This is a genomic window from Pseudomonas sp. LBUM1653 (genome assembly GCF_059716115.1).
This window is the reverse complement of the sequence record NZ_CP166803.1, coordinates 1,977,585-2,001,523: the sequence shown is the minus strand read 5'-3', so window position 1 is coordinate 2,001,523 and position 23,939 is coordinate 1,977,585. Positions and strand designations below refer to the sequence as shown.

Below are 23,939 nucleotides of genomic sequence, written 5' to 3'. Positions count from 1 at the left end.
GCCATGAAACACGAAACAATCGAGAAAAACGTCGGCCTGCTGATGCTGCTGATGGTGCTGGCCGTGAGCATCGGCGGTCTGACCCAGATCGTCCCGCTGTTCTTCCAGGACGTGACCAACAAACCGGTGGAAGGCATGAAGCCCTACACCGCGCTGCAGCTGGAAGGCCGTGACGTCTATATCCGCGAAGGCTGCGTGGGTTGCCACTCGCAGATGATCCGCCCGTTTCGCGCCGAGACCGAACGCTACGGGCACTACTCGGTGGCCGGTGAAAGCGTGTGGGATCACCCGTTCCTCTGGGGTTCGAAACGCACCGGTCCGGACTTGGCCCGGGTTGGCGCGCGCTACTCGGATGACTGGCACCGCGCGCACTTGTACAACCCGCGCAACGTGGTGCCGGAATCGAAGATGCCGGCCTACCCGTGGCTGGTGGCCAACGCGGTCGACAGCCGCCACACCGAAACCAAGCTCAAGACCATGCGCACCCTGGGCGTGCCCTACACCGACGACGACATCGAGGGCAGCGTCGAGTCGCTCAAGGGCAAGTCCGAAATGGACGCGCTGGTCGCCTACCTGCAAGTGCTCGGCACTGCGATCAAGAGCAAGAGGTGAGCCATGGTCATGTCTTTTATAGAGAGTGAGATGAGCGCTGGAATGATCCGCGGCCTGGGCACCGTCGTGGTGTTCGTGGCCTTCGTCGGCCTGACGCTGTGGGTGTTCAACGCCAAGCGCAGCCTGGAATTTGCCGAAGCGCGCCTGCTGCCGTTCGCCGACGAGCCACAACCCGAGATCCCCGAAGAATCCGCCACAAGGAGTACCCGGCCATGACCACTTTCTGGAGTACGTGGATCTGCGTACTGACCATCGGCAGCCTGATCGGCCTGACCTGGTTGCTGATCGGCACCCGCAAGGGCGAAACCAAGGGCAGCGTCGACCAGACCATGGGCCACAGCTTCGACGGCATCGAGGAGTACGACAACCCGTTGCCGCAATGGTGGTTCATGCTGTTCGCCGGCACCCTGGTGTTTGCCGTCGGTTACTTGATCCTCTATCCCGGCCTCGGCAACTGGAAAGGCATCCTGCCTGGCTATGAAAATGGCTGGACCGGCGTGCACGAATGGGAAAAGGAAATGGACAAGGCCGACGCCAGGTTCGGACCAATCTTCGCCAAATTCGCCGCCATGCCGGTGGAAGAAGTGGCCAAGGACCCGCAAGCGCTGAAAATGGGTGGGCGCCTGTTCGCCTCCAACTGCTCGGTGTGCCACGGCTCGGATGCCAAGGGCGCGTTTGGCTTCCCCAACCTGGCGGACAGTGACTGGCGTTGGGGCGGCGACGCCGACACCATCAAGGCCACCATCCTCGGTGGACGCATGGCGGCGATGCCGGCCTGGGGGGAAATCCTCGGTGAAGCGGGGGTGAAGAACGTCGCCGCTTATGTACGCCATGAACTGGCCGGCCTGCCATTGCCCGTCGACAACAGCGCCGACCTGCAAGCCGGACAGCAAGCGTTCAGCACCACCTGCACCGCCTGTCACGGGGCAAACGGCCAAGGCACCCCGGTCATGGGTGCGCCGAACCTGACGCACCCTGCCGGCTTCATCTACGGCACCGGCCTGACGCAACTTGAACAAACGATTCGGCATGGCCGCCAGGGCCACATGCCGGCCCAGAACGAACTGCTCGGCAACGATAAGGTGCAATTGTTGGCCGCGTATGTGTACAGCCTGTCCAATGGTTTGAATACAGGGCAATTGCAGGCTGAAAGCAAAAACGAGTGAATCCCGCGTACCCTGCTGCCGCATTTTCTGGAATGCGGCAGTTCCCTACCCCTTTGCGACCCATTGTCGCACCCTCCTGTAGTCTCCCTTTCGGTTCCCCGAATTCGGGTCTAAGCTTCCCCGATGCGGACTGGCAATAGCCGGTTCCAGGTCGACCCTGAACGACGTGTGTTAAACGAATCTGCCCGCTGACAAGCCGCAAAGGCTGGTAGATACCGGCTGTCGTGCCAATTGCCTTTGGTCACCCAATCGTTGCGCTTGAACACACCCCGTTACATCCGACCTGACCCCCTCGCCTCTCGAGTCCGCTGAGACATTTTGCCCACGGGCAATTTTGTCCTTACGCGGCGCATGGAAAGGCCGCAGAATCAGCATTTGAAAGCGTTGACCCAGGTCATGGCGCGTTGCAATGACCCCCTGCTTTCTCCATACTTGCGGCCGATTTTTAATCCTAATAAAACACCCAAACCGTGGAACCTTAGAATGAGCACAGCAATCAGTCCGACTGCTTATAACTATAAGGTAGTCCGCCAGTTCGCCATCATGACGGTGGTCTGGGGGATCCTTGGCATGGGGCTCGGTGTCTTCATCGCCTCGCAACTGGTCTGGCCGGAGTTGAATTTCGGTTTGCCATGGACGAGCTTTGGACGCCTGCGCCCGTTGCACACCAACCTGGTGATTTTCGCCTTCGGTGGTTGTGCACTGTTTGCCACTTCCTATTACGTCGTGCAGCGAACCTGCCAAACGCGACTGATTTCCGACAGCCTCGCGGCCTTCACCTTCTGGGGTTGGCAGGCGGTGATCGTCGGCGCCATCGTTACCTTGCCGCTGGGTTACACCACCACCAAGGAATACGCTGAGCTGGAATGGCCAATCGCTATTCTGCTGGCCATCGTCTGGGTCACCTACGGTCTGGTGTTCTTCGGCACCATCGTCAAGCGCAAGACCAAGCACATCTATGTGGGCAACTGGTTCTACGGTGCCTTCATCGTCGTGACCGCGATGCTGCACATCGTCAACCACATGTCGCTGCCGGTCAGCCTGTTCAAGTCCTACTCGGCCTACTCCGGCGCGACCGACGCGATGATCCAGTGGTGGTACGGCCACAACGCCGTAGGTTTCTTCCTGACCACCGGCTTCCTGGGGATGATGTACTACTTCGTGCCGAAGCAGGCCGAGCGTCCGATCTACTCCTATCGCCTGTCCATCGTGCACTTCTGGGCGCTGATCACCCTGTACATCTGGGCCGGCCCCCACCACCTGCACTACACCGCTCTGCCGGACTGGGCTCAGTCTCTGGGCATGGCCATGTCGATCATCCTGCTGGCTCCGAGCTGGGGCGGCATGATCAACGGCATGATGACCCTGTCGGGCGCCTGGCATAAGCTGCGTACCGACCCGATCCTGCGCTTCCTGGTCGTATCCCTGGCGTTCTACGGCATGTCGACCTTCGAAGGTCCGATGATGGCGATCAAGACCGTCAACTCGCTGTCGCACTACACCGACTGGACCATCGGCCACGTTCACGCTGGCGCGCTCGGCTGGGTAGCGATGATCTCGATCGGCGCGATCTACCACATGATCCCGAAACTGTTCGGTCGCGCGCAGATGCACAGCATCGGCCTGATCAACACGCACTTCTGGCTTGCGACCATCGGTACCGTTCTGTACATCGCTTCGATGTGGGTCAACGGCATCACCCAGGGCCTGATGTGGCGTGCAATCAACGATGACGGCACCCTCACCTACTCGTTCGTCGAAGCGCTGCAGGCCAGCCACCCTGGCTTCATCGTTCGCGCCCTGGGCGGTGCGTTCTTCGCCGCCGGCATGCTGTTCATGGCCTACAACGTATGGCGCACCGTACGTGCCTCGAACCCGGCAGAAGCTGAAGCTGCCGAACAGATTGCTGTAGTTGGAGCTCATTGATGAAGCATGAAGCAGTCGAGAAGAACATTGGCCTGCTGGCCTTCTTCATGGTTATCGCCGTCAGTGTCGGCGGCCTGACCCAGATCGTTCCGCTGTTTTTCCAGGATGTTACCAACAAGCCGGTCGAAGGCATGAAGCCCCGCCCAGCCCTTGAACTGGAAGGCCGGGACGTCTACATCGCCAACGGTTGTGTCAGCTGCCACTCGCAGATGATCCGCCCGTTCCGTGCCGAGACCGAACGTTACGGCCACTACTCGGTCGCCGGTGAAAGCGTGTGGGATCACCCGTTCCTGTGGGGTTCCAAGCGCACCGGTCCGGACCTGGCCCGCGTCGGCGGTCGTTACTCTGATGACTGGCAGCGTGCGCACTTGTACAACCCGCGCAACGTGGTGCCTGAGTCGAAGATGCCGGCCTACCCGTTCCTCGTGGAAAACAAGCTCGACGGCAAAGAGACCGCCAAGAAAATGGAAGTCTTGCGCACGCTCGGCGTCCCTTACACCGACGAAGACATCGCCGGTGCACAGGATGCCGTGAAGGGCAAAACCGAAATGGACGCGCTGGTGGCCTATCTGCAAGGCCTGGGCACCATCATCAAAAGCAAACGGTGATCTAAATGGATATCGGGATGATTCGTGGCCTGGGCACCGTTGTCGTGATGGTGGCCTTCATCGGTCTGGCGTTGTGGGTATTCAGCCCCAAGCGCAAGTCGGAGTTCGAAGACGCGACCTTGCTGCCTTTTGCGGATGATCCCGAAGCCATCAAGCACGTCGAGCAAGCTTCTAGGAGTAACAAAGAATGACTACATTCTGGAGTCTGTATGTCACAGTCCTCAGTCTCGGTACGATCTTCGCCCTGACCTGGCTGCTGCTGTCGACCCGTAGGGGCCAGCGCACCGAGGCGACCGAAGAGACGGTTGGCCACTCCTTCGACGGGATCGAGGAGTACGACAACCCACTGCCGAAATGGTGGTTCATGCTGTTCGTGGGCACCATAATCTTCGCCCTGGGCTACCTGGTGCTGTACCCGGGCCTGGGTAACTGGAAAGGCCTGCTGCCGGGCTACAACTACCTCGATAACGAGAAGCAGACCGCGTTCGCCAACGGCCAGACCGGCTGGACCGGCGTTCACGAATGGGAAAAGGAAATGGCCCGCTCGGACGCCAAGTTCGGTCCGATCTTCGCCAAGTTCGCTTCCATGCCGATCGAAGAGGTGGCCAAGGATCCACAGGCGCTGAAAATGGGCGGCCGTTTGTTCGCCTCCAACTGCTCGGTTTGCCACGGTTCCGACGCCAAGGGTGCCTATGGCTTCCCTAACCTCACCGACGCCGACTGGCGTTGGGGCGGGGAAGCGGAAACCATCAAGACCACCATCATGGGCGGTCGCCACGCGGTGATGCCGGCGTGGGCTGAAGTGATCGGCGAGCAAGGCGTTGCGGATGTTGCCGCTTTCGTCCTGACCAACCTCGACGGCCGCAAGCTGCCGGAAGGCACCAAGGCTGACCCGGCTGCCGGGGGCAAACTGTTCGCGGCCAACTGCGTGGCTTGCCACGGTCCGGCAGGCAAAGGTACCCCGGCAATGGGTGCACCTGACCTGACTCACCCGGCGGCGTTCATCTACGGTTCGAGCTTCGCTCAACTGCAGCAGACTATCCGTTACGGGCGTCAGGGCCAGATGCCTGCTCAGGAACAGCTGCAAGGCAACGACAAGGTTCACCTGCTGGCCGCTTACGTCTACAGCCTGTCTCATGGCGAGAAGGCTCCGGTGGCGGATGCCCAGTAAGTTATAGCTGCATCGAAGAACGGCCCCGCCAATGCGAATTGGCTGGGCCGTTTTTTATGGGCGCCTGTTTCATAATCTGAAACCTATATTCGATGGGATTGCCGGCCGGTCGGGGGTAACGTCGACTGACCTGGTAACCGGCATGAGGCGGGTCTGCCAGGACAAGGAAGTTAATCGTCATTACACAAGGAATGCATACCATGTCTGATCAAGAACACATCGTTGACGACTGTATGGGCCCGGTACTGCCTGAGCCTGTGAAAGAAGAAATCGTTCCAACAGTTGAGCTCGTCATCCCCGAGTGCGAACTGCCTGAGGAATCTGAAGCCAAGGAAACTAAGCAGCGTCGTGCCAACTTTGCCGCACCCACCGAAGGTGAGGATGGCGAGGGCGAAAGCTCGTGGAGGATTGACTAGCCTTAAGCCGTGACCCCTGAGCGCGGCGGACATCCGCCGCGCTCCGAAGCCGGGCCCCGACTGCTCGGCCGGGCAATGCCGTTGAGCTATAGTCAATTGACCTGCATCATGTTTTGTTACATTCGCTACACCATTCGGGTTTTTTCCCCAACGCGACCAAAGGTCGCACCCTTGACCTAGAGCGACAGGCGTATCATTGCGCCACTGCAACACCTCTTTTTGACCGCGGTCGGCACGTACTGACCGAGGCATTTTTCCACTGCCGTGGGATGCAATGATGAGCAACCAGATTCCGGTACACGACGTCACCCCGCCCGCCAAGAACGCGAACAACAGCGTCGACCTCTATGCCTCCAGGGAAAAAATCTACACCCGTGCCTTCACCGGCCTGTTTCGCAATTTGCGCATGGCAGGCGGCGCTTTCCTGTTCCTGTTGTATTTCGGTACGGTGTGGCTCAACTGGGGTGGGCACCAGGCCGTCTGGTGGAATTTGCCGGAGCGCAAGTTCTTCATCTTCGGTGCCACCTTCTGGCCACAGGATTTCATCCTGCTGTCCGGCATGCTGATCATCGCCGCCTTCGGCCTGTTCTTCATCACCGTGTACGCCGGCCGGGTGTGGTGCGGCTACACCTGCCCGCAGAGTGTCTGGACCTGGATCTTCATGTGGTGCGAAAAGGTCACCGAAGGCGACCGTAACCAGCGCATCAAACTCGACAAGGCGCCGATGAGCGCCAACAAGCTCCTGCGTAAAATCAGCAAGCACAGCCTGTGGCTGTTGATCGGTTTCATCACCGGCATGACCTTCGTTGGCTACTTCTCGCCGATTCGCGAATTGACCATCGACTTCTTCACCGGTGAAGCGGATGGCTGGTCGTATTTCTGGGTCGGTTTCTTCACGCTCGCCACCTATGGCAACGCCGGCTGGCTGCGTGAGCAGGTGTGCATCTACATGTGCCCGTACGCACGCTTCCAGAGCGTGATGTTCGACAAGGACACGCTGATCGTCTCCTACGACCCACGCCGTGGCGAAAGCCGTGGCCCGCGCAAGAAAGGCATCGACTACAAGGCCCAGGGCCTGGGTGACTGCATTGACTGCACGATGTGCGTCCAGGTCTGTCCGACCGGCATCGACATCCGCGACGGCCTGCAGATCGAGTGCATTGGCTGTGCGGCGTGCATCGATGCCTGCGACGCCATCATGGACAAAATGGAATACCCTCGCGGCCTGATCAGCTACACCACCGAGCACAACCTGTCCGGGCAGAAAACCCATAAACTGCGCCCGCGCCTGATCGGCTATGCGGTGGTGCTGATGGCGATGATCGGGGTGCTGGTAACCGCATTCTTCATGCGTTCGCTGGTCGGTTTCGACGTCAGCAAGGACCGCGTGCTGTACCGTGAGAACGCCGAAGGCCGGATCGAGAACGTCTACAGCCTGAAGGTCATGAACAAGGATCAGCGCGACCACACCTATGTACTCGAGGCCACCGGCCTGCCCGACCTCAAGCTGCAAGGCCGGCGCGAGATCAAGGTCGCGGCCGGCGACATCATCAGCCAGCCGGTCGAACTGTCCGTGGCTCCGGAACAATTGCCATCGAGCACCAACGAGGTGAAATTCATCCTCAAGGACGCCGATGACGCCAGCATCCACGTTGAAGCCAAGAGCCGATTCATCGGCCCACAAAATCGTTGAGAGAAGTAATCATGCCCGCAGCAACTGCCGCAAGTCCCTGGTACAAGCACCTTTGGCCGTGGATCATCATCGGGATCCTGGCCTGTTCGGTGACCCTGACCTTGTCCATGGTGACCATCGCGGTGAAGAACCCGGACAACCTGGTCAACGACAACTACTACGAGGCTGGCAAAGGCATCAACCGCTCCCTGGACCGTGAACTGCTGGCGCAGACCCTGCTGATGCGCGCCAGCATTCACCTGGATGACGTGACAGGTGAAGTCGACCTGCGCCTGAGCGGCAATAGCAAGCCTACGACGCTTGAGCTGAACCTGATCTCGCCGACGCAACCGGAGAAGGATCGCAAGATCACCCTCACCCGCAGCGACACCGAACAGGGCCGTTACATCGGCCAACTGAGCGACAAGATCGAAGGGCGCCGCTTTATCGAATTACTCGGCAGCCAGGACGACCACATCTGGCGCATGTTCGAGGAAGAACTGGTCAACCACGACAAGGAGCTGCTGCTCGGTGATGAACCTCTGCAAGGTGCGGAAGACCTGAAGAAGTAAAACCTGCGCTTCGCGCATCGCGAGCAAGCTCGCTCCCACATTGGATTTGTGGCGTTCACAAAAACCCTGTGGGAGCGAGCTTGCTCGCGATGAGGCCCGACCTGACGACATAGATCCAATCATGACCACCCCAACCCCCTGCTACCACTGCGCCCTGCCCGTCCCCACCGGCAGCCGCTTCACCGCCGTCGTGCTCGGGGAGTCACGGGAATTCTGCTGCCCGGGATGCCAGGCCGTGGCCGAGGCCATCGTCGCCGGCGGACTACAAAGCTATTACCAGCATCGCAGCGAAGCCTCGGCCAACCCCGAAGCGCTGCCGGTGCAATTGGTCGATGAACTGGCGCTGTACGACCGCGCCGACGTGCAAAAACCCTTTGTTCGCCACGAAGGCGAACTGGCCGAAACCACGCTGCTGATGGAAGGCATCAGTTGCGCCGCCTGCGGCTGGCTGATCGAGAAACACCTGCGCACCTTGCCCGCCGTTGCCGAAGCGCGCCTGAACCTCTCCAACCATCGCCTGCACGTGCGCTGGGCCGACGCGCAATTGCCGCTGAGCCGGGTGCTCAGTGAGCTGCGCCACATCGGCTATGCCGCCCACCCCTACCAGGCCGACCGCGCCAGCGAACAATTGGCCAGCGAAAACCGCCTGGCCCTGCGCCAGCTCGGCGTGGCCGGGTTGCTGTGGTTCCAGGCGATGATGGCGACCATGGCCACCTGGCCGGAATTCAACATCGACCTCAGCCCCGAGCTGCACGCCATCCTGCGCTGGGTCGCGCTGTTCCTGACCACGCCGATCGTGTTCTACAGCTGTGCGCCGTTCTTCAAGGGCGCCATGCGCGATCTGCGCACACGGCACCTGACCATGGACGTTTCGGTGTCACTGGCCATTGGCAGTGCCTACATCGCCGGGATCTGGACCTCGATCACCGGGGTCGGCGAGCTGTATTTCGATGCCGTCGGCATGTTCGCGCTGTTTCTGCTGGCCGGGCGCTACCTGGAACGGCGAGCCCGGGAGCGCACCGCCGCCGCGACCGCGCAGCTCGTCAACCTGCTCCCCGCTTCCTGCCTGCGCCTGGGTGGCGACGGCCAAAGCGAGCGCATCCTGCTGAGCGAACTGCGGGTCGGCGATCAAGTGCTGGTGCATCCGGGAGCGATCCTCCCGGCCGACGGCAAAATCCTCGACGGCCAGTCGAGCATCGACGAATCGCTGCTGACCGGCGAATACCTGCCGCAGCCACGCACGCCAGGCGACGCGGTCACCGCCGGCACCCTGAATGTGGAAGGCCCGTTGACCGTCGAAGTCCTGGCCCTCGGTCATGACACCCGCCTCTCGGCCATCGTCCGCCTGCTGGATCGCGCCCAGGCGGAAAAACCCCGACTGGCGCAAATCGCCGATCGCGCCGCGCAATGGTTCCTGTTGCTGACACTGATCGCCTGCGCCTGTATTGGACTGTTGTGGTGGGAGCTCGACCCGTCGCGCGCCTTCTGGATTGTGCTGGCGATGCTCGTCGCGACCTGCCCTTGCGCCCTGTCCCTGGCCACGCCGACCGCCCTGACCGCCGCCACCGGCACCTTGCACAAGCTGGGTTTGTTGTTGACCCGCGGTCATGTGCTGGAAGGCCTGAACCAGATCGACACGGTGATTTTCGACAAGACCGGCACCCTCACCGAAGGTCGCCTGGCGCTTCGCTCGATCCGCCCCCTCGGTGCCCTCGACAGCGATCAATGCCTGAGCCTCGCCGCTGCCCTGGAAAACCGTTCCGAACACCCGATTGCCCGGGCTTTCGGTCGCGCGCCGCTGGCTGCCGAGGAGGTTCACAGCACGCCGGGGCTTGGCCTCGAAGGGCTGGTTGGCGCTCAACGTCTGCGCATCGGCCAGCCCGGTTTTGTCTGCGCACTCAGCGGTGCTGCCGTACCATCAATGCCGGACGAAGCCGGCCAATGGCTGCTGCTCGGCGATAGCCAGGGGCCGCTGGCGTGGTTGGTTCTCGACGACCGTTTGCGCGCCGACGCCCCCGCCCTGCTGGCGGCCTGCAAGGCACGTGGCTGGCGCACCTTGCTGCTGTCCGGCGACAGCTCGCCGATGGTCGCCAGTGTTGCGGCCGAACTGGGCATCGATGAGGCCCGTGGCGGCTTACGTCCGGACGACAAGCTGCAAGTCCTGCAACAACTGCACAAGGAAGGTCGCAAGGTGTTGATGCTCGGTGACGGGGTCAACGATGTGCCAGTACTGGCCGCCGCCGATATCAGCGTGGCCATGGGCTCGGCCACTGACCTGGCGAAAACCAGCGCCGACGCCGTGCTCCTGTCCAACCGCCTCGACGCCCTGGTGCAAGCCTTCAACCTGGCGCGGCGCACCCGTCGGGTAATCATCGAGAACTTGCTGTGGGCCGGGTTGTACAATGGCCTCATGTTGCCGTTCGCCGCCCTCGGCTGGATCACCCCGGTGTGGGCCGCGGTCGGCATGTCGATCAGTTCGTTGACCGTGGTGCTCAACGCCCTGCGCCTGACTCGCCTGCCGAGCGCGCCGACTGCCAGCACCACGCCAGAAACCCGCCCGCTGCCGGCCTGAGCCGCGCGGGCATGGAGTCCAGATGCCAGCTCTCTACGTGATGATTCCGGCCGCGCTGTTGATCGTGGCCATCGCTGTCTACATCTTCTTCTGGGCAGTCGACAGCGGTCAGTACGACGACCTCGACGGCCCGGCCCACAGCATCCTGTTCGACGACCAGGACCCAAACCATACTGCGGCGGTCGACGAAGCCAGCGGCCATCCGCCCAAACCCGACGACAAGGCGCCGCCCCATGCTTGAATTGGCGCCGCTGCTGGTGTCGGCGGTCATCCTCGGTCTGCTCGGTGGCGGTCATTGCCTGGGCATGTGCGGCGGCTTGATGGGCGCGTTGACGCTGGCCATCCCCAAGGAACAACGCAGCCGCCGCTTCCGCCTGCTGCTGGCCTACAACCTGGGGCGCATCCTCAGCTACGCCGCCGCCGGCCTGCTGATAGGCCTGGCCGGCTGGGCGGTGGCCAACAGCCCGGCGGCGATGTTCATGCGCGTGCTTGCCGGCTTGCTGCTGATCGCCATGGGCCTGTACCTGGCCGGCTGGTGGAGCGGCCTGACGCGCATCGAAAGCCTCGGTCGCGGCCTGTGGCGGCATATCCAGCCGGTCGCCAACAGACTGCTGCCAGTATCGAGCCTCCCGCGCGCGCTGTTGTTGGGCGGGCTCTGGGGCTGGCTGCCGTGCGGTCTGGTTTATAGCACCTTGCTGTGGTCGGCCAGCCAGGGCAATGCGTTGGACAGTGCGTTGCTGATGCTGGCGTTCGGGCTAGGCACGTGGCCGGTACTGCTTGCCACCGGGTTGGCGGCCGAACGGGTAACGGCGCTGTTGCGCAAACGTAGCGTGCGCATGGCGGGCGGGTTGTTGGTGATGTTGTTTGGGATTTGGACGCTGCCGGGGCCGCATCAGCATTGGCTCATGGGGCATTAGATCGGCGGCGCGCCCTTCGCGAGCAGGCTCGCTCCCACATTGAAATGCATTCCCCCTGTGGGAGCGAGCCTGCTCGCGAAGAGGCCCGAACACACACCACAATTATCCACCCTTGACGCAAATCAAGATGCCCCACCGCCCCACCCCCTAGACTCGCCAACACTGCCAGCCTATCCGGGGGAATGCCCGCATGATGCTCGACGCCATTCGTTGGGATACCGATCTGATCCGCCGTTATGACCTGGCGGGACCGCGCTACACCTCCTACCCGACCGCCGTGCAATTCCACAGCCAGATCAGCCCGTTCGACCTGCTGCATGCCCTGCGCGACAGCCGCAAGGCCGTGCGCCCGTTGTCGCTGTATGTGCACGTGCCGTTCTGCGCGAACATTTGCTATTACTGCGCCTGCAACAAGGTGATCACCAAGGATCGCGGCCGGGCGCTGCCCTACCTGCAGCGCCTGGAGCAGGAAATCCAGCTGATCGCCTGCCACCTCGACCCTGCGCAGAAAGTCGAGCAACTGCACTTCGGCGGCGGCACGCCGACCTTTCTCAGCCACGATGAGCTGCGCCAGTTGATGGCGCACCTGCGCAAGCACTTCAATCTGCTCGATGACGATAGCGGCGACTACGGCATCGAAATAGACCCTCGCGAAGCCGACTGGTCGACCATGGGGCTGTTGCGTGAACTGGGTTTCAATCGGATCAGCATCGGCCTGCAAGACCTTGACCCGGCCGTGCAGCGCGCGGTCAATCGCCTGCAGAGCCTGGAGGAAACCCGCGCGGTGATCGACGCCGCCCGGACCCTGCAGTTTCGCTCGATCAACATCGACCTGATCTACGGGCTGCCCAAACAGACCCCGGAGAGCTTTGCCCGCACCGTCGACGAAGTCATCAACCTGCAACCGGACCGACTCTCGGTGTTCAACTACGCGCACTTGCCGGAACGCTTCATGCCGCAACGGCGGATCAACAGCAACGATCTGCCGACGCCAGCGCAAAAGCTGGAGATGCTGCAGCGCACCATCGAACAATTGACCGCCGCCGGCTACCGCTACATCGGCATGGACCACTTCGCGCTGCCCGACGATGAACTGGCGATGGCCCAGGAGGAATCGACCCTGCAACGCAACTTCCAGGGCTACACCACCCACGGGCATTGCGACTTGATCGGCCTCGGCGTGTCGGCAATCAGTCAGATTGGCGACTTGTACTGCCAGAACAGCAGCGACCTGACCCAGTATCAAAATGCTCTGGCGTCGGCGCAGTTGGCCACCAGCCGCGGCCTGCTGTGCAATGGCGATGACCGCCTGCGCCGCGCCGTGATCCAGCAGCTGATGTGCAATTTCAGCCTGGAATTCGCCCAGATCGAACAGGCCTTCAACATCGATTTTCAAGGCTATTTCGGCGAACTTTGGCCCCAATTGCAGTGCATGGCCAGGGATGGCCTGCTTGAACTGGATAGCGAAAGAATCACTGTGTTGCCGGCAGGTCGCTTGCTGGTCCGCTCGGTGTGCATGGTGTTTGATGCCTACCTTGCGCAACTCAGTCGCCAACGGTTTTCCCGAGTGATCTAGACCCTGCGGCAAATCCGCCGTGCGCTGGCCTCAATGTCCTGCAGTGGGTTACCCTTACGTCTTATGTGTGTTTTCCCACAAGGATTGAAGAAATGTCTGAGCCAGTAAAAATGCGCGCTCACAATCAGGCCCATTGCAAGGATTGCAGCCTGGCCCCGCTGTGTTTGCCACTTTCTTTGAATCTGGAAGATATGGACGCGCTGGACGAAATCGTCAAACGTGGTCGCCCGCTGAAAAAGGGTGAGTTCCTGTTCCGCCAGGGCGACCGGTTCGACTCGGTCTACGCCGTGCGCTCCGGGGCCCTGAAAACCTTCAACCTGAGCGATGCCGGCGAAGAACAGCTCACCGGTTTCCATTTGCCGAGCGAACTGGTCGGGCTGTCGGGCATGGACACCGAAAAGCACCCGGTGTCGGCACAAGCGCTGGAAACCACCTCGGTGTGTGAAATCCCCTTCGAACGTCTCGACGAACTGGCCCTGCAACTGCCGCAGTTGCGCCGTCAGCTGATGCGCGTGATGAGCCGCGAGATCCGTGACGATCAGCAGATGATGCTGCTGCTGTCGAAAAAGACCGCCGACGAGCGCATCGCCACCTTCCTGGTCAACCTGTCGGCGCGCTTCCGTGCCCGGGGCTTCTCGGCCAATCAGTTCCGCCTGAGCATGTCGCGCAACGAAATCGGCAACTACCTGGGCCTGGCGGTGGAAACCGTGTCGCGGGTGTTCACGCGCTTCCAGCAGAACGAGCTGATCGCCGCCGAGGGCAAGGAAATCCGCATCCTCGATCCGATCCAGCTCTGCGCCCTGGCCGGTGGCTCCCTCGAAGGCTGATTCGGCCGATAGCGGCTGAGCGAAACGGTTCAGCCGCCGTTATACTGTGTCGTTTGCAGCCTGCCAGGACACCTTCGATGGTCTTCGACTCCTTCGACATCAAATCCCTCATCCGCCCCGTGATCGACTTTCCGAAGCCCGGCGTGATCTTTCGCGACATCACCCCGCTCTTCCAGTCGCCCACGGCCCTGCGCCTGGTGATGGACAGTTTCGCCCACCGCTATGTCGAGGCGGATTTCACCCACATCGGCGCCATGGATGCCCGGGGTTTCCTGATCGGCTCAGTGCTGGCTTACCAGTTGAACAAGCCGCTGGTGTTGTTTCGCAAACAAGGCAAGTTGCCGGCCGATGTTCTGGCGGAAGGCTATGCGACCGAGTATGGCGAGGCGTTCCTTGAAGTGCACGCCGACAGCCTGTGCGAAGGCGATTCGGTGGTGATGTTCGATGACCTGATCGCTACAGGCGGCACCCTGATTGCGGCGGCGAACCTGATTCGCCGCATGGGTGCGCGGGTGCATGAAGCGGCGGCGATTATTGATTTGCCGGAGCTGGGTGGTTCGCAGCGCCTGGAAGACATGGGGATTCCTACTTTTTGCCTGACGCAGTTTGCCCTTACCGATAAATAAGCGGCGCTTGGGCTGACGCCTTCGCGAGCAGGCTCGCTCCCACAGGGGATTTTCGGTGTACACAAATTTTGTGCACGACGTAGATTAACTGTGGGAGCGAGCCTGCTCGCGAAAGCGTCAGCCGCCACGACATCAATCTAAAACCTGTCAAAGCCCCATCTGCTTACAGATAATCTCGTTCATCACTTCCCGCGTCCCCCCGCCAATCGACAGAATCCGGTTATCCCGGTACAACCGCTCTACCAGACTCTCGCGCATGTAACCCAAGCCACCCAGTATCTGTACGGCATTGTGGGTGATCCGGTCGGCCGTGTCCGTGGCAAAATTCTTGGCCATGGAAATCTCCTTGATCACGCTCTTGCCCGCCGCCATTTTCGCCGCCTGGCGGTAGGTGAATTCCCGTGAGACTTCGAGTGCCGTGGCCATGTCCGCCAGGCGATGCTTGATCACCTGAAACTTGCCGATCGGTTTACCAAAGGCTTCACGCTCGCGCGCCCATTTGAGGCTTTCCTCCAGCGCCAGCTGCGAGGTCATGTTGGCCATCAACGCCAGGGCCAGACGTTCGTTCTGGAAATTGCCCATGATGCAGGCAAAACCCATGTTTTCGCCGCCGATCAGGTTGCCCACGGGGACTTGGCATTCGTCGAAGAACAGGTCGGCCGTGTCGGAAGCCCACCAACCCATTTTTTTCAATTGCCGTCCGACGGTGAAACCCGGGGCGCCCTTCTCGATCAACAACAGGCTGATGCCGGCGAAACCCGGCTCGCCGGTGCGCACCGCGACGGTGTAGTAGTCCGCGCGCACGCCGCTGGTGATGAAGGTTTTACTGCCGCTAACCCGGTAGTAGTCGCCATCACGCACGGCGCGGGTTTGCAGGTTGGCGACGTCGGAACCGCCGCCGGGTTCGGTGACGGCCAGGGCGCTGATTTTCTCTCCGGACAACACCTGTGGCACCACCCGGTCACGGACGCAAGGGCTGGCCCACTTGAGAATCGGCGGCAGGCCGATGTCCAGCGAGCCCAGGCCCGCCACCAGGCCCCCCGAGCCACAGCGCATCAACTCTTCGCTGGCGGCAACCTTGGCGAACACATCCCCCTCGTGGCTGCCGCCCAGACTTTCCGGATAACCGATGCCAAGAATCCCCGCCGCACCGGCCTTGAGGTAGAGCTCGCGGGGAAAGCTTTCGGCTTCTTCCCACTGATCGATGTCCGGAAGAATCTCGCGTTCGACGAAACGCCTGACGCTGTCGCGGACCATTTGGTGGCTGGGGTCGAAGTATTCCTGAAAAGCAGGCATCGGCGAACTCCACTGAAGGGTTCAGCGAAGTTAACCGAGCGCTTGCTTGGTTTTCAACCGGATTGTGTGAATCAGCAGGACCGAGGCGCCTGCATCGCGAGCAAGCTCGCTCCCACAGGAATTTTGTCTTCGCCGCAAATCCAATGTGGGAGCGGCGGTGCGACGATTCGACTTGCTCGCGATGGCGTCAGCCCAAACAACACAAACTACAAACTGATCGGCTTACGCCCCGCAAACGAATGCGCCAGCGTCCCGCCATCCACCAACTCCAGCTCGCCGCCCAGCGGCACGCCATGAGCGATGCGCGAAGCGATCAGGCCTTTGTTGCTGAGCAACTGGGCGATGTAGTGCGCTGTTGCTTCACCTTCCACAGTCGGGTTTGTAGCGAGGATGACCTCGGTGAACGTGCCCGCCTCCTCAATCCGCGCCATCAATTGCGGAATACCGATAGCTTCCGGACCCAGCCCATCAAGCGGCGACAAGTGCCCCTTGAGCACGAAGTAGCGACCACGGAAACCAGTCTGCTCCACGGCGTACACATCCATCGGCCCTTCCACCACGCACAGCAAGGTGTCGTCGCGGCGGGTGTCGGCGCATTGCGGGCAGAGGTCGTCTTCGGTCAGCGTGCGGCACTGACGACAGTGACCGACCCCATCCATGGCCTGGTTCAGGGCCAGGGCCAGGCGCGAGCCGCCACTGCGATCACGCTCGAGCAACTGCAACGCCATGCGCTGGGCGGTTTTCTGACCCACACCTGGCAAAACTCGCAGGGCGTCGATCAGTTGGCGAATCAAAGGGCTGAAGCTCATGGGGAAAAGTCCGACGAAAACAACGAGACGCGGTTTATACCCGCGCCTCTGTTGAGCGTCAATTCACAGCGTCAATTAGTCGTTGCGCGCGACCCGTACCACCAGTTTGCCAAAGTTGCGACCCTCCAGCAGACCGATGAACGCCTCGGGCGCCTGCTCCAGGCCTTCGACCACGTCTTCGCGAAACTTCACCTTGCCATCTCGCACCCACGGCGCCATTGCGCTGATGAACTCCGGCTGACGGTCACCGTAGTCGTCGAACACGATAAAGCCCTGGATCCGTACCCGCTTGGTCAGCAGCGTGCGCTGCAACAAGGGCAGGCGATCCGGGCCGCTCGGTGCCTCGCTGGCGTTATAGGAAGCAATCAGGCCACAGAGCGGAATCCGTGCCTTGGGGTTGAGCAACGGCACCACGGCGTCGAACACTTTGCCGCCGACGTTCTCATAATAGATATCGATGCCCTTGGGGCACGCCTTCGCCAGCTCGTCGACGAAGTCCGGGCTCTTGTGGTCGATGCAGGCATCGAAGCCCAGCTCTTCAATGACATAACGACATTTTTCCGCCCCCCCGGCCACGCCAACCACGCGTAGGCCCTTGATCTTCGCCACCTGGCCCACCACCGAACCCACGGCACCTGAGGCCGCCGCGACCACCAGGATCTCGCCTTCTTTTGGCTGGCCGATGTCCATCAACCCCATGTAGGCGGTCATGCCCGGCATGCCCAGCACACCCAGGGCCATGGAGGGGCTGGGCAGCCCCGAGGGTACCGGAATGATGCTGCGACCGTCGTTGATGCTGTGGCTCTGCCACCCCGTGACGCCGACCACCAGGTCACCTTCATGGAACTTGGGATGCAGCGAACGCTCGACCCGGCTGACAGCGCCGCCGGTCATCACTTCGCCAATTTCAACCGGTACGGCGTAGGACGGCGCGTCACTCATTCGCCCGCGCATGTAGGGGTCCAGCGACAGATAAAGGGTCTTGAGCAGCACCTGACCCTCGGCCAGATCGGGTAGCGCGACCCGCTCCATCCGAAAATTCTCCGGCGTCGGCGCGCCGACAGGACGCGAGGCCAGGACGATACGTTGGTTGAGGGTCATGGGGTCGGACATGTCAGCGTCTCCTTTGATCGATGAATTCGGCGGTATAGGGAGCAGACCGTTGGGGCGGTATGGCGTTCGATGTTTCTACCATAAGACCGAGTGGACTTCTTCGCGAGCAGGCTCGCTCCCACATTGGAATCCGGTCACTGTGGGAGCGAGCCTGCTCGCGAAGACGGAATCACAAACACCCCATTGCCAACAGGCAGAAACAAAAATGCCAGGCGCGATGCCTGGCATTTTTTGTAGCTCATCCGACGCCTGAAGGCGAATCAGAATGGCAGTTTCATGCCCGGTGGCAGTTGCATGCCAGCGGTCATGCTGCCCATCTTATCCTGGCTGTTGGCTTCGATCTTGCGCACGGCGTCGTTGACGGCCGCGGCGAACACCGCTTCGAGCATTTCCTTGTCATCTTCGCTCAGGCCTTCGACCAGGCTTGGGTCGATGGTCACGCGCTTGACGTCGTGACGACCGGTCATCACCACGGTGACCATGTCGCCACCGGCTTTACCGGTGACTTCGGCGTTGGCCAGCTCTTCCTGCATCTTGGCCATTTTTTCCTGCATCTGCTGCGCCTGCTTCATCAGGCCGGCCATGCCACCTTTCATCATGGGAATCACCTCAAAAGTACTTGGATTAAACGGCGCTCGACCCGTTCGGGCGAGCGCCTTCAGTTATTAGCCCTGACTAACCAGGGCCTCGACAGGTTCAATAGTATCGTTACGGATCACCGCACCGAACTGCTGCATCATTTGCTGGATGAACGGATCACCGTGGATCGACTCCTCGGCCTCGCGCTGACGGTCGGCACGCCGACGTGACGCCGCTTGGGCCGGGGTTTCCTGCTCAGGCTTGATCAGCTCCATGGTCAGGGTCAGGGTACGCCCGTGATACTGGTTCAACGCTTCGTTGAGGCGACGCTGTTGAGTTGCGTTGAACAAGGCGCTATGAGCCGGGTCCAGGTGCAACAACCAGTTGTCGCCATCGACCGCGATCAGCGTGCAGTTGGCGGCGATGCTGCCGGTCATGCCGGAGATTGGCAGGTTCGGGAACAGCTCCAGCCATTGCAGGGCCAGGCCCGTGGCCGGCGCTGCGGCGGGCTCAGGCTCGGGCTCTGCGGCAGGCTCGGCGGCGTGCTCGCTGGCCAGCTCGTCGAGGTAGCTGTAGGCCGAGTCAATGTCTGGCTCGATGTAATCCTCGTCCAGCGGCGGCTCGTCATCCAGGTCCATGCCCGGCGTGGCGGCTTCGACTTCGGCCACCGACGGCTCAGGAATGGGCGCGGCGGCCCACTCCGGCGCATCCGGCACCACGCTGTCAGGCGTTGGCAATGGCATTGGCGGCAACTCGGGCTGCTCGCTGGCCGTCTCCAGCACGGGTTCGACAGCTGGCTGTTGAACGGCTTCTGGCTCGACTGGATCATTCCACGGCAGGTCGACCACTTCTTCGACCACGACCACCTCGACCACCGGCTCTGGCACAGGCACAGGCTCAGGTACAGCGACAACCGGCGCAGGTACCGGAGCCATTGCCGCAACAGGTACAACAGGCGCAGCGACGACCTTTGCTACGACCGGCGTGGCAGCCACTGATTTGGCGGAATCAACCGTGGCCTGGCTGATCCCCACTGTCTTTAGCGGTTGCCTTGGCGCGTCCGCGGTGTCGGCGGGCCGGAACGCGAGCATGCGCAACAGCACCATTTCAAAGCCGCCACGGGGGTCCGGCGCCAGCGGCAGGTCACGGCGGCCGATCAGGCCCATCTGGTAATAGAACTGCACGTCTTCGGCCGGCAAGGCCTGGGCCAGGGCCAGCACCCGGTCACGGTCGCCATGACCGTTGTCGACGCCTTCCGGCAAGGCCTGGGCGATGGCGACACGGTGCAGCACATTGAGGATTTCCGAGAGCACGCCGTTCCAGTCCGGCCCCTGTTCGGCCAGGTGGCGGACCGCTTCGAGCAAGGCCTTGGCGTCGCCTTCGATCAGCGCATGCAGGACGTCATAGACCTGGCCGTGATCGAGGGTGCCGAGCATCGCCCGGACGTCAGCGGCCATGACCTTGCCTTCACCGAAGGCGATCGCCTGGTCTGTGAGGCTCATGGCATCGCGCATCGAACCGTCGGCGGCGCGACCGAGCAACCACAGCGCGTCGTCTTCGAACGGCACGTTCTCGACGCCCAGCACGTGGGTCAAATGCTCGACGACCCGTTCCGGGGTCATGTTCTTCAGGGAGAACTGCAGGCAACGCGAAAGAATCGTTGCAGGAAGTTTCTGCGGATCAGTCGTGGCCAGGATGAACTTGACGTAGGGTGGCGGCTCTTCGAGGGTTTTCAACAGCGCATTGAAAGAATGGCTGGAGAGCATGTGCACTTCGTCGATCAGGTAAACCTTGAAGCGCCCGCGGCTGGGGGCGTACTGCACGTTGTCGAGCAGCTCGCGGGTGTCTTCGACCTTGGTGCGGCTGGCGGCGTCGATCTCGATCAGGTCGACGAAGCGGCCTTCATCGATCTCGCGGCACACCGAACACTCGCCACAGGGCGTTGAAGTGATACCTGTTTCACAGTTCAGGCATTTGGCGATGATCCGCGCGATGGTGGTCTTGCCGACCCCGCGCGTACCGGTAAACAGGTACGCATGGTGCAGCCGCTGGCTGTCCAAGGCATTGATCAGAGCCTTGAGCACATGGGTCTGGCCGACCATTTCGCGGAACGAGCGCGGACGCCATTTACGTGCAAGAACCTGATAACTCATCGAAAACCGTCGCAGCGAAGGAAGCAGAAGCGGCTAATGCTAGCGGAGCAAGGCACAAATTGCATCCGGTGCGCTCGTCTAATCTGGCTAAGCTGCATTTTGCGGGCTTTTTGCGTCAAAGATAGCGGAGCGTTTATGCGGCTGGCCTTGGGGGGACTGCTGTTGATCAGCCAGAACGGGGCGGCCGCTGATGCGCCGTTGCGCTTCGTGGTGCCTGACAGCTGGGCAATGCCGATGGTGCAACTTGAACGTGGCCGGCCGACCCAGGGCATCCTGTATGACGTGATGCTCAGCCTCGCGACCCAGGTCGGTGTACCGGCGCAGTTTCACGTATTGCCCCGCGGTCGGGTGCAAAACGCCATGGAACAGGGCGAGGTCGACATTCGCTGCTACGCCGCGCAGTCCTGGATGCCGAACCAGTCCGGCGACTATATCTGGAGCATTCCGCTCTGGACTCAACCCGACTTGCTGGTCAGCCGGCCTGACGCGATGACGTCCGTCACCCCGACACACTTGGCGCATCAATCGATCGGCACGGTACTCGGCTACAGCTACCCGACCCTGCAACCGCTGTTCGACGCCAACCGGCTGTTTCGCGACGATGCACGCAACCAGGAACAGGTGCTGGAGAAGCTGCATGCCGGGCGCAACCGTTATGCGGTCAGCAACCAATGGACCCTGGACTGGTTCAACCAGCGATTGCTGCCGCAGCAGCAAATGCAAAGTGTGGCGTTCCTTCAGGAGCAACGTGTCGGCTGCTACGTGCGCAACGATCCCAAGGTGCCGGTGCAGCGCATTCTGCGCACCCTGCTGCGCATGAAGATGTCAGGGGAGATCGATGACATCATTCGCCTTTACGTTGGCGGCAAGGCTGAAGCCAGGCCATGACCGAGAACGGTCCTATCCGCCACCCGCCATTGCGCTGGCGCGACAAACCCCGTAACCCAGTCCGGCACGTCGGCGGCGGGCATCGGCCGTGCAATGAAATCCCCCTGGGCCACCTCGCAGCCCAGGTGCAACAGTAACTCGCCGTGCTCGATACTTTCCAGCCCCTCGGCGATCACCTGACGGCCAAATGCCCGGGCCAGACCAATCACGGCCGTGGTCAACGCCAGGTCATCGCCATCGTGAAGTATGTCGCGCACAAAAGACTTGTCGATCTTGATGGTCTGGGTGCGCAGGCGCTTGAGGTAACTCAGGGATGAGTAGCCGGTACCGAAATCCCCCAGCGAAAACTGCACCCCCAGCGCCTGGCAAGCCTGCAGGCACGCACTGACATGCTGGATATTTTCGATCGCGACCGACTCGACGATCTCCAGGTCAAGCCGCTGCGGGGCGACTTGCACGTGCCGCGCCAACAGACTTTTGAGTCGCTCGACGAAATCCGCTCGCTGAAAATGCCGCGCCGCAATATTGATACTCACAGGCCAGTCATGCCCGGCTTGCCGCCATTGATCCAACTGTGCCAACACCTGGTCCATGACCCATTCACCGATATCGATGATCAGGTCTGTCTCTTCCACCTGGGGCAAAAATTCCCGGGCGGACACCAGGCCGTTTTGCGGGTGCTCCCAGCGCAGCACGGCCTCGAAACCGACGACCCGGCCACGGCGCATGTCGACCTTGGGCTGGAACTGCAGGCGCAATTCGCCGGCAACCAGCGCCTGGCGCACCCGTTCGACCGTCTCGTGAGTGGCCTTGACCTCGCGGTCTCGGGTCACGTCGAATAAATGAAAGCGCTTGCGACCACTCTGCTTGGCCACGTACATAGCCTGATCGGCATGGCGCAGCAGGGTCCCGGCATCTTCGTTATCGTAAGGGAAGAGCGTGACGCCAATGCTGGCAAACACATTGATGTCCTTGCCATGCAGCGAGTACGGTGCCGATATTGCCCCCAGCAGTCGGTTCAGCGCGGCCCGCAGTTGCGGCAGGTCATGTACGTAGCGCAACACCAGGACAAACTCGTCGCCGGCCAACCGCGCGACCACATCCTCACCACGCACAATGGTGCGCAGGCGCTTGGCCACCTCCACCAGCAACAGATCGCCAGTGGCATGCCCGTAGCCATCATTGATTGCCTTGAAGCCGTCGAGATCGAGCATGCACACCGCTAGCGGAATGCTCTCCTGCCGGGAGAATTCCAGCGCCTGATCGAGCAGATCCGAGAGAAATGCACGATTGGGCAGCCCAGTGAGCACGTCATGACCGACCCGCCATTGCAGGGAATGCAGGAGGTGACGTTTTTCGCTGATGTCGAAGCGGATCGACAGGTACCGCTCAACCCGCCCGGTAGCGGTATCGATCACCGGCACCATGGTGCTTTCGACCCAATACAGGCTGCCATCCTTGGCACGATTGCAGATCTCGCCCTTCCAGATATGACCCAGGGCGATGGTGCGCCACATGTCGACGAAGAAGTCAGTGGCGTGCATGCCGGAATTGAGCATGCGATGATTTTGCCCGAGCAATTCCTCACGGCTGTAGCCGGACACTGCGCAAAACTGGTCATTGACGTGGGTAATCCGGCCGCTTAGATCGGTCTCGGAAAAAATCGCTGCGGCATCCACCGCCCTGCGGTACTTCTCATCCATGAGTCAGGCTCGCTATCGCTGGCGGTGGAACCCGTTCAAGGCAGCAACACCGATGCTGGTAATATTCTGCAAGATTTCAAGTGGCTATCGCCGCCTTACGTGAGCGCGCAATAGTGGCTCTTTCACATCGCTCCATAATCTGAAACAAGCTCACTCAATGTCGCATTTGGGCGGCGATTCTACGAAATGCATCACATTTTGCAAAGCAAGGTGATGGATCATGCAGTTGTCTAATGCAAAATCTATCGTTAAGTTCTTGATTCTAAATGGGAATTGAGCGATGCACATTTCAAGTTTGGGTCCAGCCATCCGGCGGTACCGCAAGGTCGCGGGGCTTACTCAGGCTGAACTTGGCGAAAGAACCGGTTTTGACCCCAAAACCATCAGCCGCTTCGAGACCGGCACCTATACCCCCAGCGTGGACGCATTGTTCATGTTTGCCAATGTGCTGGGGGTGAAGCTGAAAGCCTTCTTCGTCGACCTTGGCGATGAAAATGAACAGCGGGCGTATCTGTTCGATGTCATACATAAAGCCCCCCCCAAAGGATCTGGGAAAGCTGATTGCAGCGGTTGACCAGGCCTTGTCCAAGCCTTAGAGCCAGAAAAGAAAAAAGGAGACCGACGTGTCGCGCTCGACAGGTCGACCTCCTTTTTCATGTCGCAGCCAAATCGCGGACGACAAAAAACCGAGATGGGTAGAAGCCATGGCAGCACAGGAAAAATGGTTTGATACAGAT

23 protein-coding genes and 1 pseudogene are annotated in these 23,939 nt (G+C 61.1%); 18 read left to right on the top strand and 6 right to left on the bottom strand.

What is annotated here, in order from left to right:
• The first annotated feature begins 3 nt into the window (after window positions 1–3).
• The 16 genes from ccoO (ACA054_RS09210) (at window position 4) to ACA054_RS09135 (ending at window position 14,661) form a co-directional block, all read left to right on the top strand.
• Window positions 4–612, top strand: a complete 609-nt coding sequence (gene ccoO, locus ACA054_RS09210; RefSeq protein ID WP_497689104.1) for a cytochrome-c oxidase, cbb3-type subunit II — start codon at window positions 4–6, stop codon at window positions 610–612.
• Between the two features lie 18 nt (window positions 613–630).
• Complete coding sequence (locus ACA054_RS09205; RefSeq protein ID WP_497690262.1) at window positions 631–828, top strand: cbb3-type cytochrome oxidase subunit 3; 198 nt, start codon at window positions 631–633, stop codon at window positions 826–828.
• Entirely contained in the window at window positions 825–1,778 is a 954-nt protein-coding gene (gene ccoP, locus ACA054_RS09200) for a cytochrome-c oxidase, cbb3-type subunit III (RefSeq protein WP_497689103.1), read from the top strand. Before ACA054_RS09205 ends, ccoP (ACA054_RS09200) begins: the two co-directional genes overlap by 4 nt.
• Before the next feature lie 483 nt (window positions 1,779–2,261).
• The gene (gene ccoN, locus ACA054_RS09195; RefSeq protein ID WP_274077975.1) at window positions 2,262–3,704 is read left to right on the top strand and encodes a cytochrome-c oxidase, cbb3-type subunit I; all 1,443 of its coding nucleotides are present in this window, start codon (window positions 2,262–2,264) and stop codon (window positions 3,702–3,704) included.
• Window positions 3,704–4,312, top strand: a complete 609-nt coding sequence (ccoO, locus tag ACA054_RS09190; RefSeq protein ID WP_274077974.1) for a cytochrome-c oxidase, cbb3-type subunit II — start codon at window positions 3,704–3,706, stop codon at window positions 4,310–4,312. The genes ccoN and ccoO (ACA054_RS09190) overlap by 1 nt, the downstream gene beginning before the upstream one ends.
• Window positions 4,313–4,317: 5 nt before the next feature.
• Entirely contained in the window at window positions 4,318–4,503 is a 186-nt protein-coding gene (locus ACA054_RS09185) for a CcoQ/FixQ family Cbb3-type cytochrome c oxidase assembly chaperone (RefSeq protein ID WP_003175465.1), read from the top strand.
• Window positions 4,500–5,483, top strand: a complete 984-nt coding sequence (gene ccoP, locus ACA054_RS09180; RefSeq protein WP_497689102.1) for a cytochrome-c oxidase, cbb3-type subunit III — start codon at window positions 4,500–4,502, stop codon at window positions 5,481–5,483. Before ACA054_RS09185 ends, ccoP (ACA054_RS09180) begins: the two co-directional genes overlap by 4 nt.
• Before the next feature lie 200 nt (window positions 5,484–5,683).
• A complete protein-coding gene (locus tag ACA054_RS09175; protein ID WP_497689101.1) occupies window positions 5,684–5,899 on the top strand; it encodes a hypothetical protein in 216 nt (71 codons plus the stop codon).
• Window positions 5,900–6,176: 277 nt separating this feature from the next.
• Window positions 6,177–7,592: a cytochrome c oxidase accessory protein CcoG gene (ccoG, locus tag ACA054_RS09170; protein WP_497689100.1), complete on the top strand. Its 1,416-nt coding sequence runs from the start codon at window positions 6,177–6,179 to the stop codon at window positions 7,590–7,592.
• An 11-nt stretch (window positions 7,593–7,603) separates the two neighbouring features.
• Window positions 7,604–8,143: a FixH family protein gene (locus tag ACA054_RS09165; protein ID WP_497689099.1), complete on the top strand. Its 540-nt coding sequence runs from the start codon at window positions 7,604–7,606 to the stop codon at window positions 8,141–8,143.
• Between the two features lie 121 nt (window positions 8,144–8,264).
• Window positions 8,265–10,715, top strand: coding sequence for a heavy metal translocating P-type ATPase (locus ACA054_RS09160; RefSeq protein ID WP_497689098.1), 2,451 nt, complete (start codon window positions 8,265–8,267; stop codon window positions 10,713–10,715).
• A 22-nt stretch (window positions 10,716–10,737) separates the two neighbouring features.
• Window positions 10,738–10,956, top strand: a complete 219-nt coding sequence (ccoS, locus tag ACA054_RS09155; RefSeq protein ID WP_008057874.1) for a cbb3-type cytochrome oxidase assembly protein CcoS — start codon at window positions 10,738–10,740, stop codon at window positions 10,954–10,956.
• A complete protein-coding gene (locus tag ACA054_RS09150; protein ID WP_497638707.1) occupies window positions 10,949–11,632 on the top strand; it encodes a sulfite exporter TauE/SafE family protein in 684 nt (227 codons plus the stop codon). Before ccoS ends, ACA054_RS09150 begins: the two co-directional genes overlap by 8 nt.
• A 193-nt stretch (window positions 11,633–11,825) precedes the next feature.
• A complete protein-coding gene (gene hemN / locus ACA054_RS09145; RefSeq protein ID WP_497690261.1) occupies window positions 11,826–13,208 on the top strand; it encodes an oxygen-independent coproporphyrinogen III oxidase in 1,383 nt (460 codons plus the stop codon).
• 92 nt (window positions 13,209–13,300) lie between these two features.
• A complete protein-coding gene (gene fnr, locus ACA054_RS09140; protein ID WP_497689097.1) occupies window positions 13,301–14,035 on the top strand; it encodes a fumarate/nitrate reduction transcriptional regulator Fnr in 735 nt (244 codons plus the stop codon).
• A 77-nt stretch (window positions 14,036–14,112) separates the two neighbouring features.
• Entirely contained in the window at window positions 14,113–14,661 is a 549-nt protein-coding gene (locus ACA054_RS09135) for an adenine phosphoribosyltransferase (protein WP_027921719.1), read from the top strand.
• A 147-nt stretch (window positions 14,662–14,808) separates the two neighbouring features.
• On the opposite strand, the gene ACA054_RS09130 is transcribed toward ACA054_RS09135, so the two are convergent.
• The 5 genes from ACA054_RS09130 to dnaX form a co-directional block, all read right to left on the bottom strand.
• A complete protein-coding gene (locus ACA054_RS09130) occupies window positions 14,809–15,957 on the bottom strand; it encodes an acyl-CoA dehydrogenase family protein (protein WP_497689096.1) in 1,149 nt (382 codons plus the stop codon).
• Window positions 15,958–16,163: 206 nt separating this feature from the next.
• Window positions 16,164–16,766, bottom strand: a complete 603-nt coding sequence (gene recR / locus ACA054_RS09125) for a recombination mediator RecR (RefSeq protein ID WP_497689095.1) — start codon at window positions 16,764–16,766, stop codon at window positions 16,164–16,166.
• Window positions 16,767–16,841: 75 nt separating this feature from the next.
• Window positions 16,842–17,879 (bottom strand): NADPH-dependent curcumin/dihydrocurcumin reductase, encoded by a 1,038-nt coding sequence (gene curA, locus ACA054_RS09120; protein ID WP_497689094.1) that lies wholly within the window; start codon window positions 17,877–17,879, stop codon window positions 16,842–16,844.
• Window positions 17,880–18,139: 260 nt separating this feature from the next.
• A complete protein-coding gene (locus ACA054_RS09115) occupies window positions 18,140–18,478 on the bottom strand; it encodes a YbaB/EbfC family nucleoid-associated protein (RefSeq protein ID WP_007933349.1) in 339 nt (112 codons plus the stop codon).
• A 66-nt stretch (window positions 18,479–18,544) separates the two neighbouring features.
• On the bottom strand, window positions 18,545–20,611 hold the full coding sequence (dnaX, locus tag ACA054_RS09110; RefSeq protein ID WP_497689093.1) for a DNA polymerase III subunit gamma/tau: 2,067 nt from the start codon (window positions 20,609–20,611) through the stop codon (window positions 18,545–18,547).
• A gap of 135 nt (window positions 20,612–20,746) precedes the next feature.
• Here dnaX and ACA054_RS09105 point away from each other — a divergent pair, with 135 nt between their 5' ends.
• On the top strand, window positions 20,747–21,499 hold the full coding sequence (locus tag ACA054_RS09105) for a substrate-binding periplasmic protein (RefSeq protein WP_497689092.1): 753 nt from the start codon (window positions 20,747–20,749) through the stop codon (window positions 21,497–21,499).
• Here ACA054_RS09105 and ACA054_RS09100 read toward each other — a convergent pair.
• Window positions 21,466–23,202, bottom strand: coding sequence for a putative bifunctional diguanylate cyclase/phosphodiesterase (locus tag ACA054_RS09100; RefSeq protein WP_497689091.1), 1,737 nt, complete (start codon window positions 23,200–23,202; stop codon window positions 21,466–21,468). The two genes, ACA054_RS09105 and ACA054_RS09100, sit on opposite strands and share 34 nt — an antisense overlap.
• Before the next feature lie 280 nt (window positions 23,203–23,482).
• On the opposite strand from ACA054_RS09100, the pseudogene ACA054_RS09095 reads away from it, so the two are divergent.
• Window positions 23,483–23,798 (top strand): annotated as a pseudogene (locus ACA054_RS09095) (helix-turn-helix domain-containing protein).
• Window positions 23,799–23,939 lie beyond the last annotated feature (141 nt).

Coding starts and splice junctions, on each gene's coding strand:
- ccoO (WP_497689104.1), top strand. CDS start 4: ATGAAACACGAAACAATCGAGAAAAACGTCGGCCTGCTGATGCTGCTG.
- ccoP (WP_497689103.1), top strand. CDS start 825: ATGACCACTTTCTGGAGTACGTGGATCTGCGTACTGACCATCGGCAGC.
- ccoN (WP_274077975.1), top strand. CDS start 2,262: ATGAGCACAGCAATCAGTCCGACTGCTTATAACTATAAGGTAGTCCGC.
- ccoO (WP_274077974.1), top strand. CDS start 3,704: ATGAAGCATGAAGCAGTCGAGAAGAACATTGGCCTGCTGGCCTTCTTC.
- ACA054_RS09185 (WP_003175465.1), top strand. CDS start 4,318: ATGGATATCGGGATGATTCGTGGCCTGGGCACCGTTGTCGTGATGGTG.
- ccoP (WP_497689102.1), top strand. CDS start 4,500: ATGACTACATTCTGGAGTCTGTATGTCACAGTCCTCAGTCTCGGTACG.
- ACA054_RS09175 (WP_497689101.1), top strand. CDS start 5,684: ATGTCTGATCAAGAACACATCGTTGACGACTGTATGGGCCCGGTACTG.
- ccoG (WP_497689100.1), top strand. CDS start 6,177: ATGAGCAACCAGATTCCGGTACACGACGTCACCCCGCCCGCCAAGAAC.
- ACA054_RS09165 (WP_497689099.1), top strand. CDS start 7,604: ATGCCCGCAGCAACTGCCGCAAGTCCCTGGTACAAGCACCTTTGGCCG.
- ACA054_RS09160 (WP_497689098.1), top strand. CDS start 8,265: ATGACCACCCCAACCCCCTGCTACCACTGCGCCCTGCCCGTCCCCACC.
- ccoS (WP_008057874.1), top strand. CDS start 10,738: ATGCCAGCTCTCTACGTGATGATTCCGGCCGCGCTGTTGATCGTGGCC.
- ACA054_RS09150 (WP_497638707.1), top strand. CDS start 10,949: ATGCTTGAATTGGCGCCGCTGCTGGTGTCGGCGGTCATCCTCGGTCTG.
- hemN (WP_497690261.1), top strand. CDS start 11,826: ATGCTCGACGCCATTCGTTGGGATACCGATCTGATCCGCCGTTATGAC.
- fnr (WP_497689097.1), top strand. CDS start 13,301: ATGTCTGAGCCAGTAAAAATGCGCGCTCACAATCAGGCCCATTGCAAG.
- ACA054_RS09135 (WP_027921719.1), top strand. CDS start 14,113: ATGGTCTTCGACTCCTTCGACATCAAATCCCTCATCCGCCCCGTGATC.
- ACA054_RS09130 (WP_497689096.1), bottom strand. CDS start 15,957: ATGCCTGCTTTTCAGGAATACTTCGACCCCAGCCACCAAATGGTCCGC.
- recR (WP_497689095.1), bottom strand. CDS start 16,766: ATGAGCTTCAGCCCTTTGATTCGCCAACTGATCGACGCCCTGCGAGTT.
- curA (WP_497689094.1), bottom strand. CDS start 17,879: ATGTCCGACCCCATGACCCTCAACCAACGTATCGTCCTGGCCTCGCGT.
- ACA054_RS09115 (WP_007933349.1), bottom strand. CDS start 18,478: ATGATGAAAGGTGGCATGGCCGGCCTGATGAAGCAGGCGCAGCAGATG.
- dnaX (WP_497689093.1), bottom strand. CDS start 20,611: ATGAGTTATCAGGTTCTTGCACGTAAATGGCGTCCGCGCTCGTTCCGC.
- ACA054_RS09105 (WP_497689092.1), top strand. CDS start 20,747: ATGCGGCTGGCCTTGGGGGGACTGCTGTTGATCAGCCAGAACGGGGCG.
- ACA054_RS09100 (WP_497689091.1), bottom strand. CDS start 23,202: ATGGATGAGAAGTACCGCAGGGCGGTGGATGCCGCAGCGATTTTTTCC.